The 13422-nt window shown below is 73.3% G+C and carries 15 protein-coding genes; 10 read left to right on the top strand and 5 right to left on the bottom strand.

Annotated features, from left to right (window positions below):
* The first annotated feature begins 7 nt into the window (after positions 1-7).
* A complete protein-coding gene (locus V8690_RS03485; RefSeq protein WP_338775820.1) occupies positions 8-868 on the top strand; it encodes a class II fructose-bisphosphate aldolase in 861 nt (286 codons plus the stop codon).
* On the opposite strand, the gene V8690_RS03480 is transcribed toward V8690_RS03485, so the two are convergent.
* Entirely contained in the window at positions 858-1991 is a 1134-nt protein-coding gene (locus tag V8690_RS03480; protein WP_338785235.1) for a methyltransferase, read from the bottom strand. The two genes, V8690_RS03485 and V8690_RS03480, sit on opposite strands and share 11 nt — an antisense overlap.
* 68 nt (positions 1992-2059) lie before the next feature.
* On the opposite strand from V8690_RS03480, the gene V8690_RS03475 reads away from it, so the two are divergent.
* The 5 genes from V8690_RS03475 (at position 2060) to V8690_RS03455 (ending at position 6871) form a co-directional block, all read left to right on the top strand.
* Positions 2060-2698, top strand: coding sequence for an alpha-ketoglutarate-dependent dioxygenase AlkB (locus tag V8690_RS03475; RefSeq protein WP_338775819.1), 639 nt, complete (start codon positions 2060-2062; stop codon positions 2696-2698).
* Positions 2699-2734: 36 nt separating this feature from the next.
* Positions 2735-3973, top strand: a complete 1239-nt coding sequence (locus V8690_RS03470; protein WP_338775818.1) for an ROK family protein — start codon at positions 2735-2737, stop codon at positions 3971-3973.
* A 105-nt stretch (positions 3974-4078) separates the two neighbouring features.
* Complete coding sequence (locus tag V8690_RS03465; protein WP_338775817.1) at positions 4079-4663, top strand: TetR/AcrR family transcriptional regulator; 585 nt, start codon at positions 4079-4081, stop codon at positions 4661-4663.
* A 77-nt stretch (positions 4664-4740) separates the two neighbouring features.
* On the top strand, positions 4741-6087 hold the full coding sequence (locus V8690_RS03460; protein ID WP_338775816.1) for an MFS transporter: 1347 nt from the start codon (positions 4741-4743) through the stop codon (positions 6085-6087).
* A gap of 25 nt (positions 6088-6112) precedes the next feature.
* Positions 6113-6871, top strand: coding sequence for an SDR family oxidoreductase (locus V8690_RS03455; protein ID WP_338775815.1), 759 nt, complete (start codon positions 6113-6115; stop codon positions 6869-6871).
* Between the two features lie 130 nt (positions 6872-7001).
* On the opposite strand, the gene ilvY is transcribed toward V8690_RS03455, so the two are convergent.
* Positions 7002-7880 (bottom strand): HTH-type transcriptional activator IlvY, encoded by an 879-nt coding sequence (ilvY, locus tag V8690_RS03450; protein ID WP_338775814.1) that lies wholly within the window; start codon positions 7878-7880, stop codon positions 7002-7004.
* An 83-nt stretch (positions 7881-7963) separates the two neighbouring features.
* Here ilvY and V8690_RS03445 point away from each other — a divergent pair, with 83 nt between their 5' ends.
* Positions 7964-9436, top strand: a complete 1473-nt coding sequence (locus tag V8690_RS03445) for a ketol-acid reductoisomerase (protein WP_338775813.1) — start codon at positions 7964-7966, stop codon at positions 9434-9436.
* Between the two features lie 63 nt (positions 9437-9499).
* Here the strand turns inward: V8690_RS03445 and V8690_RS03440 are convergent, their stop codons facing one another.
* On the bottom strand, positions 9500-10339 hold the full coding sequence (locus V8690_RS03440; RefSeq protein ID WP_338775812.1) for an arginase family protein: 840 nt from the start codon (positions 10337-10339) through the stop codon (positions 9500-9502).
* Between the two features lie 18 nt (positions 10340-10357).
* On the opposite strand from V8690_RS03440, the gene V8690_RS03435 reads away from it, so the two are divergent.
* The 3 genes from V8690_RS03435 to V8690_RS03425 are packed head-to-tail and all read left to right on the top strand — an operon-like array spanning position 10358 to position 11917.
* Positions 10358-10525: a hypothetical protein gene (locus tag V8690_RS03435; protein WP_338775811.1), complete on the top strand. Its 168-nt coding sequence runs from the start codon at positions 10358-10360 to the stop codon at positions 10523-10525.
* A gap of 59 nt (positions 10526-10584) precedes the next feature.
* Entirely contained in the window at positions 10585-11475 is an 891-nt protein-coding gene (locus tag V8690_RS03430) for an NAD(P)-binding domain-containing protein (RefSeq protein ID WP_338775810.1), read from the top strand.
* A 19-nt stretch (positions 11476-11494) separates the two neighbouring features.
* Entirely contained in the window at positions 11495-11917 is a 423-nt protein-coding gene (locus V8690_RS03425; RefSeq protein ID WP_338775809.1) for a PPOX class F420-dependent oxidoreductase, read from the top strand.
* 18 nt (positions 11918-11935) lie between these two features.
* On the opposite strand, the gene V8690_RS03420 is transcribed toward V8690_RS03425, so the two are convergent.
* The gene (locus V8690_RS03420) at positions 11936-12844 is read right to left on the bottom strand and encodes a phosphotriesterase (RefSeq protein ID WP_338775807.1); all 909 of its coding nucleotides are present in this window, start codon (positions 12842-12844) and stop codon (positions 11936-11938) included.
* On the bottom strand, positions 12841-13419 hold the full coding sequence (locus V8690_RS03415) for a DUF4865 family protein (protein ID WP_338775806.1): 579 nt from the start codon (positions 13417-13419) through the stop codon (positions 12841-12843). The genes V8690_RS03420 and V8690_RS03415 overlap by 4 nt, the downstream gene beginning before the upstream one ends.
* Between the last annotated feature and the right edge of the window lie 3 nt (positions 13420-13422).

Raw genomic sequence — 13422 nt, 5'->3', positions numbered from 1 at the left:
AGGCACCGTGCCCCTCACCACCACCGGCGAGCTCATCACCCGTGCCGCCGCCGCGCGTTCGGCCGTCGCCTCCTTCAACGTCATCACGCTGGAGCACGTCGAGGCCGTCATCGCGGGCGCCGAGTCCGCGCCCGCCCCCGTGGTGCTCCAGGTCAGTGAGAACGCGGTCAAGTTCCACGGCGGACAGTTGTTCCCGCTCGCTCGTGCCACCGTCGCCGCGGCCGAACGGGCCGCCGTACCGGTCGCGTTGCACCTCGACCACGTGCAGAGCGAGACCCTTCTGCACCAGGCCGCGGAGGCCGGCTTCAGCTCCGTGATGTACGACGCGGCCCGGCTGCCCTACGCGGAGAACCTCGCCGCGACCCGGGCGGCGGTCGACTGGGCGCACTCCCAAGGGCTGTGGATCGAGGCCGAGTTGGGGCAGATCGGCGGCAAGAACGGCAGACCTCCGCTGGACGCGCACGCCCCGGGCGCCCGAACCGACCCCGACGAGGCCCGGGCCTTCGTCGCCGACTCGGGGGTGGACGCCCTGGCCGTCGCCATCGGCAGCGCCCACGCCATGACCACCCGTACCGCCACCCTCGACCACGCCCTGCTCAAACAGCTGTCGGCCGCGCTGGACGTCCCGCTCGTCCTGCACGGCTCCTCGGGCGTCCCGGACGGCGAACTCACGGCGGCGGTCGCGGGCGGCATCACCAAGGTCAACATCGGCACGGCCCTGAACATCGCGCTGACCGGCGCGATCCGGGAGTTCCTCGCGGACCGCCCCGAGGCGGTCGACCCGCGCGGCTACCTGACGGTGGCGCGGGAGGCCATGGCCCAGGCGGTGGCCAGGACCCTCCAGACCCTCGGCGCGGCTACCGCTTGACGGCCTTCAGCACCACGAACTTCGGGTCGCTCGCCACCAGCCGGCTGTTGCCGAACAGCTTCCGCAGCTTCACGTGGTAGCCCAGATGCCGGTTGCCGATCACCCACAGCTCGCCGCCCGGCCGCAGCGCCCGCCGCGCCCCGGTGAACATCCGCCAGGCCGTTGCGTCCGTCGTCGCCTGGTGGGAATGGAACGGCGGGTTGTTCAGGACCAGGTCGACACTGCCGGACGGCACGCCCGCCAGCCCGTCGCCGACCCGGAACTCCGCGTGCCCCGGCACGGCGTTCGCCTTGTACGTCGCCTCCGCCGACGCCACGGCCTGGAACGACTCGTCCACGAACAGCACCTCGGCCCCCGGGTCGGCCAGCGCCACCGCCGTCCCGACCACGCCGTTGCCGCATCCCAGGTCCACCACCCGCCGGCCGCCCCCGCCGCTCGGCAGATGCTCCAGGAAGAACCGCGTGCCGATGTCGAGCCGGTCGGCGCAGAACACACCCGCGTGGTTCACGACCGTGCGCCCCGACGCCGGTCCGATGCCGTCCGGGAGCGTGTGGACGTACGGCCACGGATTGGCGGGCCGCTCCAGCGCTGGATCCCGCGTGCAGAAGATCAGCCGGGCCTTCTTCTCCGCGAGCGAGGTGCGGGTCGGGCCGAGGATCCGCTCGAACAGCCGCAGCGTCGAAGTGTGGATCTCCTTCACCATGCCCGTGCCCACGATGACCGTCCCCGCCCGCACCGCCGGCGCCAGCCGCAGCAACTGGTCCTCCAGCAGCGCCAGGCTCTTCGGCACCCGCACGAGGAGAACGTCGACGCGGTCCGGTGGCGGGTCCTGCGTGGTGAGCAGCCGGACCGCGCCGGGCTCGACGCCGTGCCGCGCGAGGTTCGCCCGGGTCGCCTCCTGGGTCAGGTGGGAATCCGTGATCTGCGCCGGCCGGTGCTCCGCGAGCGCCGTGACCAGGGCGCCCCAGCGGTCCCCGACCACCACGACCGTCCCCGACAGCGGGCCCCCCTCCCGCGCCAGATACCTCAGCAGGTACTCGTCGGAGGCGTCCCAGGCACGCAGCCTGTCGCGCGGGTCCTCGGGGAAACGGGTCAGCGCGAGCTCGCCCCAGGGCGTCGTCATACGGTCGTTCATCGTGCGTCCAGGCTAGCCGAGCCGCAGCTCAGGCCAGGTCGGGGAGGATGGACGGCATGGACGGCGAACTGTTCCCCCGAGCCCGTACGCAGGTGGCGCCGGGCGCGGTGCACGTGCCGGACTGGCTGGACGCCGAGCGCCAGGGCGAGCTGCTGGAGGCCTGCCGCGCGTGGGCCCGCCCGCCGGCCGGGCTGCGCACGGTCCGCACCCCCGGCGGCACCATGACCGCCCGGCAGGTCTGCCTCGGCTGGCACTGGTACCCCTACGCCTACGCCCGCACGGTCGTCGACGGCGACGGCGCGCCGGTGAAGCCGTTCCCCGAGTGGCTGGGCGAGCTGGGCCGCCGGGCGGTGCGGGACACACTCGGGGGACCGGCGCCGGCGTACGACATCGCCCTCGTCAACTTCTACGACGCCGACGCCCGGATGGGCATGCACCGCGACAGCGACGAGAAGCCGGACGCGCCGGTGGTGTCGCTGAGTCTCGGCGACACCTGCGTGTTCCGCTTCGGCAACACCGAGACCCGCACCCGGCCCTGGACCGACGTCGAGCTGCGCAGCGGCGACCTGTTCGTCTTCGGAGGCCCGTCCCGGCTCGCCTACCACGGGGTCCCCCGGGTTAACGGGGGCACGGCACCGCCCGGGCTGGGCCTGACCGGACGGCTCAACATCACGCTCCGGGTCAGCGGCCTGTAAGCCGCCGGCCCTACGGATCATGGGAGACTCGCCCTCATGAGCGGGAAGGCGGACCCCCGGCCGGCGGGGGATGGGAGCACCTCGAGGACGCGGCTGGACCGGGGGCGCGGTGCGCTCGGACCCGCGCTGGAGCTCGTGCACACCGGGCGCGCGCCGACCCGGGCCGTCCTCACCGCCGAACTCGGGGTGACCCGGGCGACGGCCGGAGCGGTCGCCGCCGAACTGGAGGCGCTCGGCCTGATCCGGGTCGACGCCCGGCCCGGCGCGGCAGCGGGTTCGCAGGGCCGGCCCTCGCACAAGCTGGCCGTCGCCGAGGACGGGCCCGTCGCGCTCGCCGCGCAGGTGCACGCCGACGGGTTCCGGGCGGCGCTGGTCGGGCTGGGCGGCCGGATCGTCGCCACGGCGCCGGGCTGCGAGGTCGTCGACGCCGACCCGGCGAAGGTGCTCGCCTCCGTCGTCTCGGCGGGCGCCGAGCTGCTGGGGGAGACCGGGCGCCGGTGCGTGGGCGCGGGCCTCGCCGTACCGTCCGCAGTCGCGGAGCCCGAGGGCCTGGCGCTCAACCCGCTGCACCTGGCCTGGCCCGCGGGCGCGCCCGTACGGGACATCTTCGCCGAGCAGGTGCGCGCGGCCGGCCTCGACGGACCCGCGTTCGCCGCGAACGACGTCAACCTCGCCGCACTCGCCGAACACCGGCACGGCGCCGGCCGCGGCTCCCGCGACCTGCTGTGCGTGGCCACAGGCCACCGGGGCGTCGGCGGCGCGCTCGTCCTCGACGGCCGCCTCCACCGGGGCAGTTCGGGCCTGGCGCTGGAGGTCGGCCACCTCACCGTGCACCCCGAGGGCCGCCCCTGCCACTGCGGCAGCCGCGGCTGCCTGGACGTGGAGACCGACCCGCTGGCCTTCCTCACGGCGGCGGGGCGCGAACCGGGACCCGAGGTGTCCCTGCTCCAGCAGTCCATCGACCTGATCCGCCACCACTACGACGACCCGGGCGTGCGCACCGCCACCGAGACCCTCATCGACCGGCTCGGCCTCGGACTCGCCGGCCTCGTCAACATCCTCAACCCCGACCGCATCATCCTCGGTGGCCTGCACCGCACCCTCCTGGACGCCGACCCCGACCGACTCCGTGCCGTCGTCGCCGACCGCAGCCTGTGGGGCCAGAGCGGCGGGGTCCCCATCCTGCCGTGCACCCTCGACCACAACAGCCTCGTCGGCGCGGCCGAACTGGCGTGGCAGCCGGTACTGGACGATCCGCTCGGGGCGCTCACCTAGGCTCGCCCTCGGGCTTGAAGGCCCACCTCGTCGAGCAGCACACCACCGGCTGGCACACCATCCAGTTATTTGACTGATCGTTCTGGATACGCCTATGGTCTTCGTGTGGCCAGGACCAAGGAGTTCGATCCGGACGCCGCGCTGCAGTCGGCCCTTGAGCTGTTCTGGCGGCGCGGCTACGAAGCGACGTCGATGAGCGACCTCGTCGAGCATCTCGGCATCGGCCGCGCCAGTATCTACGCGACCTTCGGCAGCAAGCACGAGCTGTACCTGAAGGCCTTGGACCGGTACGCCGAGATGCGGGACCCGCTTCTCCTGGCCGAGCTGTCCCAGTCGGGCCCCGCACTGCCCGCGGTGCGGGCGGTGGTGCGCCGCTTCGCCGCGGAGGCGGCATCCCCGGAGGGCCGGCTGAACGGCTGCTTCGTCACCAATACCGCAGCCGAGTTGGCCCCGCACGACCCCGCGGCGGCCCGTCGGGTCGAGATCAGCTGGGAGCACGTCGAGACCCCGCTGCACTCCGCGCTCGTACGTGCCCAGGCTCAGGGTGAGCTGCCCGAGGACCGTGATCCGCGCGCGCTGGCTCGCATGCTGTTCGTCCTGTTGCAGGGCCTGCGCGTCGTCGGCAAGGCGTCGAACGATCCCGCCCGGGTGCGGGACGCGGCCGAGCAGGCGCTGGCCCTGCTGGACTGAATGACACCTTTCACAGCCACCTGGCTTCCTTCAGAGTGCCCGAATAATGAACCGATCGGTCAAAAATAGGGGGAGGTATGACCGCCACGGACGCCGCCCGCGTTGCCGCCATGCGGCAGCGATGCGCCTTCGTCCTCCTGGGCAGCGTCCAGACCACGCTGATCTTCACGCTTGCCTCGATCGCCGTACCGTTGCCCGCCATCGGGCGCGAATTCGGCCTGCGGCGAGCCGACTTGATCCTGCTCAGCGCCGCCTACGGATTGACCTTCGCCGGACTGCTGCTCTTCGGCGGACGCCTCGCCGACCGCTACGGCGGGCGGCGCGCCCTCACCGCGGGCCTTGTCCTCTTCGCCGCCGCACTGGCCGTCGCCCCGCTCGCCCCCGGCATCGGGACTCTGCTCGCCGCGCGCTTCGCGCAGGGCGCGGGGGCGGCTCTGATCGCGCCCGCCGCCATGGCCGTGCTGCGCGCCGCCTTCCCCTCCTCCGCCGCATACGGCAGGGCGATGGCCACCTGGGGCGGGCTCTCGGTACTCGGCGCGACCGCGGGCAACCTGCTCTCCGGCGTCATCTCAGCGCTGTCGTCCTGGCGTTGCACCTTCGCCGTACCACTCGTGGTGGCCCTCGCGGCCCTCGCCCTCACTCCCCGTCTCCTGCCGGACACCACGCCGAGCCGGGGCAGGACTCTCGACCTGCCGGGTGCTCTGCTCGCCACCGCCGGAATCACCCTCGCCAGTTACGGGCTCGTCGTCACCGACACCCACCCCTGGTCGTCGGCCGGCGTGCTCGTGCCGCTGCTCGCCGGGGCCACGCTGCTGGTCGCGTTCCGGTATGCCGAGCGCCGTGCCCGCGACCCGCTGCTGCCGCCCCGCTTCCTGCTCGACCGGCGGCGAGTCCTCGCCCTCGCGGCCATCGCGCTGAGCGCTTGCGGAACCTCGATGACCTTCGTGGTCCTCTCGCTCCACCTCCAGCAGGTGCGTGACTGGTCACCGCTGGAGACCTCGGCGGCGTTCGTACCGTTCGCTGCTGCGCTGATCGCCTCGGGCCGCGCGGCAGGACCTCTCATCGGCCGGCACGGGGCCCGAACCGTCACGGTCGCCGGGCTCGGCACCGGCGCGGCCGGGCTCGCCCTCCTCGCGCTCACCGGGACCGACGCACACATTCCCTACGGGTACGGACTGTTGCCGGGCCTCGTGCTGCTGCCGACCGGCACGGCGGCCTCCTTCGCAGGAGCCGCCGTACTCGCCACCGAAGGCGTGCCGCGGCAGCAGACCGGGCTCGCGGGCGGCGCGCTGAACACCGCGATGGAATCCGGTCCGACCGTCCTGTTCGCGCTCCTGCTCACGCTCGGCAGCGACGCCGATTCCCTGGCCTCGACAGGGGCCGCTCTGGCCGCAGTCGCCCTCCTGAACCACCGCACCAAGTAACCCATCGCCCAAGGGAGCCACCGCAATGAACCGCTTCACCGGCAAGACCGCCCTCGTCACCGGCGCAGGCTCCGGCCTCGGCCGCGCGATCGCGCTCGCATTCGCCGCCGAGGGCGCATCCGTGGTCGTCGCGGGACGTACCGCGGCCTCCTTGCACGAGACGGCCGGTCTCATCGAGGCCGCCGGCGGCTCGGCCGCCGCCGTCACCGCCGATGTCACCGACTCCGGCGGGCTCCAAAACCTCGTACGCGAGAGCGTCACCCGCTTCGGCGGACTGGACATCGCGGTCAACAACGCGGGGATACTCCGCGGCACCGTGCCCGCCGGAGAGGTGAGCGAGGAGGACTGGGACGCGGTGCTGCGGACCAATGTCACCGGGGTCTGGCTGGCGATGAAGCACGAGATCGCGCACATGAAGGAGAACGGCGGTGGCACCATCGTCAACATCTCCTCCAACCTGGGCGCACACCTGCGGATCCCGAACGCCGCCGCGTACATCGCCTCGAAGGCGGCGGTCTCCGCGCTGACCCGCGCCGCTGCTCGCGACCACATCCACCAGGGCATCCGCATCAACGCGGTCAGCCCCGGCGCCTCTGCCGCTCCCATGTCGCTGCGGCCCGGCGAGACCGAGGCCGACCGTGCCGAGCGGGTGAAGACGGAAAATCCGCTCGGGCGGGTCGCGGAGGCCGAAGAGGTGGCGGCCGCGGTGCTCTATCTCGCCTCGCCGGCGGCCGGTGCGGTGGTCGGCGCCGACCTGGTCATTGACAGCGGATCCTCGGCCTGACGGTTCGTGGGCCCCGGCGGCACCCTTCCGTGGTGAGGAACCGCGCCACGACGGGCTGATGGTCCTCGCCTGCCTCGGCGAGGCTCGCGGCGGGTGGCCGGAGCACGGTGGAAGGGTGGAATCCCGGACTTCACGGTGCGTCGGGGCGGAGACGGTGACTCCACCGGGCCAGACTCCACAGTCCCGCCACCAGCGGCCGCCGCAGATCCGCCCGCCGTACGCACAGCCCGATCGGGAACGGCTCCGGCGGCGGATCGGCCGGGACCACCGTCAGCCGGTCCCGCACCGCGCTGTGCTCCAGCACCAGGCGGGGGACCATGCCCGTACCGCAGCCCAGCGCGGCCAGCGTCAGCAGCCCCTCGTGGCCGTCGGGTTCACAGGCCACGTCCGGTGTCGTGCCGCGGGCGCGGAACCAGCGGTCGGCGGCATCGCGGACCAGGCCGCGGTGGGGGAGGACGAACGGCCCGTCGAGCCCGGGATCCGGCCGGTCCCGGGCCGTGACCAGGACCAGCTCGGTCACCGCGACCGTGCGGCTCACCAGCGGCTCCGGCAGCCTCGGCGGAATTCCCGCCACGGCCGCGTCGACCTCTCCCTCGTCCAGCCGGGCCAGGGCCGCCGCCGCGTCACCCGTACGCAGATCGAGCCGGACCTGGGGATGCGCGGCACGGAAGGGCGCCAGCAGGTCCGGCAGCAGCGCCTGACAGGCCGTCACCGTGGCGAACAGGGCGAGGCGGCCGGTGAGTTCGGCCGGGTCGGGATGCTCCTCGCGGTAGGCGCGCCACAACTCCAGGGCCCGCACGGCGTACTCGCGGAACCGGTGCCCCTCCGCCGTCAGCGACACCCCGCGCGGCCCCCGGTCGAACAGCCGGTGCCCGAGATCCGCCTCCAGCCGCTGCACGGTCCGGGTCAGCGTCGCCGGGCTGACGTGACAGTCCAGGCTCGTCCGGCCGAAGTTGAGCGTCTGCGCCAGATGCAGGAACAGCCGCAGCTCCCGGTGATCGTCCCGCACAGCCTGCGCCTTTCATTCAACGCAACAGGGCGCTGCACAAGTTGCGCTTGCCGCAACGCTCCGGCCGAGCCTACAACTCGACCATGACCTCGACGACCACGTACACCTCCCGCGTCTTTACCCTCGACACGATGGACGTGCCCGGCGGCACCGAGACCGTCCTGCGGGGCGGGCGGCACCTCCTCCCGCTGCTCCCGCAGGCCTTCGCGGGCATCCGGCGCATCGGCGTCATCGGCTGGGGACCCCAGGGCCGGGCCCAGGCCCTCAATCTCCGCGACTCCCTCGCCGGCACGGACATCCGGGTGGCCGTCGGACTGCGCCCCGGCTCCGGCTCCCGCGCCGACGCCCGCGCTCACGGCTTCACGGAGGAGGACGGCACGCTCGGCGACTGGCTCACGGTCGCCGGGGAGAGCGACCTGGTGATCCTGCTGATCGCCGACGCCGCGCTCGCCGCACATCACCCGGAGATCTTCGCCGCGTTGCGGCCGGGTGCCGTCATCGGCCTCTCGCACGGCTTCCTGCTCGGTCATCTGCGGGAAACGGGCGGCGAGTTCCCGCCGGAACACGGGGTGATCGCCGTGTGCCCGAAGGGCATGGGCGACTCGGTGCGGCGGCTCTACGAGCAGGGCGCGCACGTCAACGGCGCCGGGATCAACAGCAGTTTCGCCGTCCACGCCGACCCCGACGGACGGGCCGTCGACCTGGCGCTCGGCTGGTCCGTGGCGCTCGGCTCGCCCTACACCTTCCGCACCACGCTCGACAGCGAGTACCGCTCGGACATCGTCGGGGAGCGCGCGATCCTGCTCGGCGCCGTCCACGGCATCGTCGAGAGCCTCCACACCCGCTACCGACTCGCCGGCGACGACGAGGCGACGGCGTACGAACGGTCCTGCGAGAACGTCACCGGCCCGATCGCCCGCACCATCTCGCGGGCCGGACTGCGGGCCGTGCGCGAGGGCCTCGACCAGGTGGGCCGGGACGTCTTCGACCGGGCGTACACGGCCACCTACGCCCCCGCACGCGAGATCGTCGCGGAGATCTACGACGAGGTCGCCGACGGCACCGAACTGCGCAGCGTCGTCCTCGCCGAACAACGGCTCGGCGCACGGCCGATGAGCCGGATCGGGGGATCCCCGATGTGGTCGGTGAGCGACCGGGTGCGGGCCCGGCGCGGCACTCACGACCTGCCCGTCGACCCGTTCACCGCCGGTGTGTTCGTCGCCACCATGACCGCCCAGATCGACGAGTTCGCCGAGCGCGGGCACCCCTGGTCGGAGATCGTCAACGAGTCCGTCATCGAGGCCGTCGACTCCCTGCTGCCGTACATGCACGCCCGGGACGTGGCGTACATGGTCGACAACTGCTCCCGCACGGCCCGTCTCGGCGCCCGCCGCTGGGGCCCGCGTTTCCACGCCGCCTACGAGCAGATCGCCTACCCGGCCGCGGACCACCCGGCGGACACGGCCCTGCTCGCGGCCTTCGCCGCCCACCCGGTGCACGAGGCCCTGGCCGCGGCGGCGAAGCTGCGGCCGTCCGTGGACATCTCGGTGACCTGAGCCGGGCACCGCCGCTCTGGTGACCGGTGACGCGCTTTGGCCCGGGCCGTGTGGCTTCGATGCTCAGCGTCGTTCCTCCTCGAACAGTCCGTCGACGATCCGCCGCAGTACCGCCTCTTCCTCGCCGGCGGCTGCCGTCCGCTCGTACTCGGTGAGCGCGAGGCCGGCGAGGGTGAACTCTTCAGTCAGTGCCCGCACTGCCGCGAGCAGCTCCGCTACGCCGAGTCCGCCCGGCTCGGGCGTGCCGACGGCCGGGAACACCTGCGGGTCGAGGACGTCGAGGTCGATATGGAGGTATACGGCCTCGGCGCCGGTGGCGCGCACAGCGGCCAGGAGTGTCCCTGGTTCTGCCAGCTGCTCGACGCCGAGGTGCCGTATGCCGCGACTCTCGACGAGATCCTGTTCACCCGGGTCCAGTGACCGCGCGCCCGCCAGTACCACGCGGTCGGCCGACAGGCTCCGCGTGGGCCGCAGGCCCTCCGGCCCGTCGCCGATGAGTGCGCGCAGCACCATGCCGTGGAAGGCTCCGGAAGGCGACGACTCCGGAGAGTTGAGGTCGGCGTGCGCGTCGAACCACACAAGCGCCAGCCGGTCCCCGAAGGCCGAGAGCGCGGCCTCGACCGGGGCGAGGTCGACCGCGCAGTCGCCGCCGATGGTCACCGTCCACTCGCCCGGCGGGACCTCGGCCAACGCCGCGCGCACCGCCAGCAGATGGCGCTCCAGCACATCGGCGTTCCGTACGCCGCCCCTCGAGTTGCCGCCGCCGCTGTCGAGCGTGACCGTACGCCGCCGACCCGCGGGTACCAGCTCGGCGAGCCAGGCAGCCCCGCTGCGCAACCGACGGGCCGTAGAGGCACCCGACCCCTGCCACTGCGCCACCTCGAGTACGACTGGACCGGACACGAACGTCCCCCTTCGACGATGATCGACTCAGCCTATGCCGTTGCCCCAGCCGTCCTCACCCGGGAGCCCCGGATCGGCCGCCCCGCCGCCCAACTGGCCCGGCAGACCCCGGCTCCGATGCTCAACGTCCATCAGGCACGGCTCGACGGGCTTGTCCGCGCCGCTTCCGGGAAGGCTCGCGCCTGAGCGGGCAGGCTGGACCGCAGGCGGCACGCCCGCACCGTACGAACGAGGAAGTTGACGTCATGACCGACAAGCTCACCGTGAGCGTCCTGGGCACCGGCATCATGGGCGCCGCGATGGCCCGCAACCTGGCACGCGCCGGGCACACGGTCCACGCCTGGAACCGCACCCGTGCCAAGGCCGAACCGCTGGCCGCCGAGGGCGTGCACATCGCCGGGACCCCCGCGCAGGCGGTCCGGGACACCGACGTCGTCCTGACCATGCTCTACGACGGCCCCGCCGCCCTGGACACGATGCGCCAGGCCGCCCCCGCCCTGCGCCCCGGCGCCGCATGGGTGCAGTCCACGACCGCCGGCGTCGAGGCCATCGGCGACCTCGCCGCCTTCGCCCGCGAGCACGGCCTGGTCTTCTACGACGCGCCCGTCCTGGGCACCCGCCAGCCCGCCGAAGCGGGACAGCTGACCGTGCTCGCCGCCGGCCCCGTCGAGAGCCGGGACACGGTGAGGCCGGTCTTCGACGCCGTCGGCGCCCGTACCGTGTGGGCCGGCGAGGAAGGGGCGGCCGGCGGCGCCACCCGGCTGAAGCTGGTCGCCAACAGCTGGGTCCTCGCCGTCACGGCCGCCGCAGGTGAGGCCCTGGCGCTGGCGAAGGCCCTCGACGTCGACCCGCACGGTTTCCTCGACCTGATCGCCGGCGGTCCGCTCGACATGGGCTATCTGCGCGCCAAGTCCGGCCTGGTCCTCGAAGACCGGTTCACACCGCCCCAGTTCGCGGTGAGCACCGCCGCCAAGGACGCCCGTCTCATCGTCGAGGCCGGTGCGGGCCACGGCGTCCGCCTGGACGTGGCCGAAGCCGCCGCCGCCCGCATGGAGCGTGCCGCCGCCCAGGGCCATGGCGACGAGGACATGGCCGCCGCCTACTTCGCCAGTTTCGACGACAACCCGTCCGCCTGATCATCCGGGAGGTTCCCCCATGTCCAAGCCGCCGCTGCCGCCCGAGGCGGATGCCCTGCTGCGCCGGCCCAACCCGTGCGTCATGGCCACGCTGCGCTCCGACGGTGCACCGGTCTCCACCGCCACCTGGTACCTGTGGAAGGACGGCCGGGTGCTGACCAACCTCGACGAGGGCCGGGTCCGCCTCAAGCACCTGCGCCGCGACCCGCGCGTGACCCTCACCGTCCTCGCCGACGACAACTGGTACACCCACGTCACCCTCATCGGCCGCGTCACCGAGATGTACGACGACAAAGGCCTGGCCGACATCGACCTGCTCGCCCGGCACTACACCGGCAAGCCCTACCCGAACCGTGTCCGGGCCCGGGTCAGCGCCTGGATCGAGGTCGACCGCTGGCACGGCTGGGGAGAGCTGAAGGACAACGACCAGGCCATGGGCTGAGACCGGCGGCCCAGGCCGTCAGCGCCACTCCACCGCGAACGCCCGGCCCGGGTTCTCCGTGAGGATGCGCCTCACCAGGTCCTCGCCCACCGCGTGGACCAGCCGCGGGCGTACCCGGCGCAGCAGATACGGCATCCCGGGGCCGCCGCCCACCGAGCGGGCGGCGGCCGTCGTGGTGTCCGCGCCCAGCAGCAGCCGGTCGCCGAACCCGGCGTCGGCGAGGGCCCGTACCGCGTCCGGCATCCGCCAGTCCGTGGCGTGGTGGGCGTGTGACGGCCCGTCAAAAGCCAGATAGCAGCCGGACTCGGCGGCCTGCCGGTGCACCACGAGGTCGGGGGAGCGGTTCAGGTGCCCGAGTACCACGCGATGCGGCGGCACCCCCAACTTCCCGCACAGCAGGTCCAGTACGTCCAGCGCCCCGGTGCCCAGCTCCAGATGCACGGCGACGGTCACGCCCGTGGCGTGATGCGCCTCGGCCGCCGCCGTCATCGTCCAGCGGGCGTGCGCGTCCAGGGCGTGGAAGCCGCCCGCGACCTTGACGAGCCCCGCCCGCACACTCGACACCCCGATGCCCCCGGTGAGTTCCGAGACGAAGACGTCGGCGAGCCGGCCCCGCAGCCCGGCGAGCGTGTCCTCGTCGTAGTGGACGGCCTGGTGCAGCCCGGTCGCCGCCACCACGTGCACCCCGGTCTCCCGGGACAGCGGCGGCAGATCGGCGGCCCGCCGCCCGAGCCCGTACGGCGTCCACTGCACCACGGCACCGCCGCCCTGCTCCCGGAACGCGACCAGCTCCGCCCGCGCCGCCGCCACGCTGCGCAGCTCCTGGCCGGGCAGCCGGGGACTGCCGAAGAAGAGGTGATCGTGGGCGTCGCACACGCCCAGCTCTGCGGGCGGTACGTCCCCCAGCACCGTGCGGACCGCGCTCACCACCGGCGCCCCCGGGGCAGCCGGTCCCGGCCCGGTGCCGACAGGTGCAGCACCTCGAACATGTCGCCGTCCGCCTTGGAGGTGTCGTGCTCCCAGAGGGAGAAGTGCACCAGTTCCCAGCGGCTCGTGTCGACGGCGGCCGCGGCGAGCAGGGCCCCGTCCTCCGCCGCCAGCCGCCGGGCCTCCCGCACCGCGTCCTCCACCGCCTCGGCCAACAGCCCTGAGGCCGGGACGGGTTGGCGCCGCCGTACCGCGAACCGAGCGTGCGAACCGGCCCCTTCCTCGTACGCGAGCCCCGTCCAGTGCCGAACCGACGGCCGCCCGAAGTCGTCACTGAGCCCCTGGAACCCGTCGCCCCAGAGAAAGGCGTTCATGCCGTCGACGGTGTTCCACAGATAGAAGGGCGCGTACTGGTTGACCGGCGAGCCGCGCAGACCGCGCTCGCGCATCAGATAGGCCTTGAGGCCGAGCCCGTCCCAGTCGTCGAGCAGATGCCCCAAGCGGGCGACCCGGCCGCGGACGACGCCCATGTCGTAGTCGGCGGGCAGGGTGAGCTCGTACTGCGTGGCGTGCATGCA

This window comes from Streptomyces sp. DG1A-41, assembly GCF_037055355.1.
GTDB lineage: Bacteria > Actinomycetota > Actinomycetes > Streptomycetales > Streptomycetaceae > Streptomyces.
Note: the sequence above shows the minus strand (reverse complement) of the source record. Positions and strands in the feature narration are given on the sequence as shown.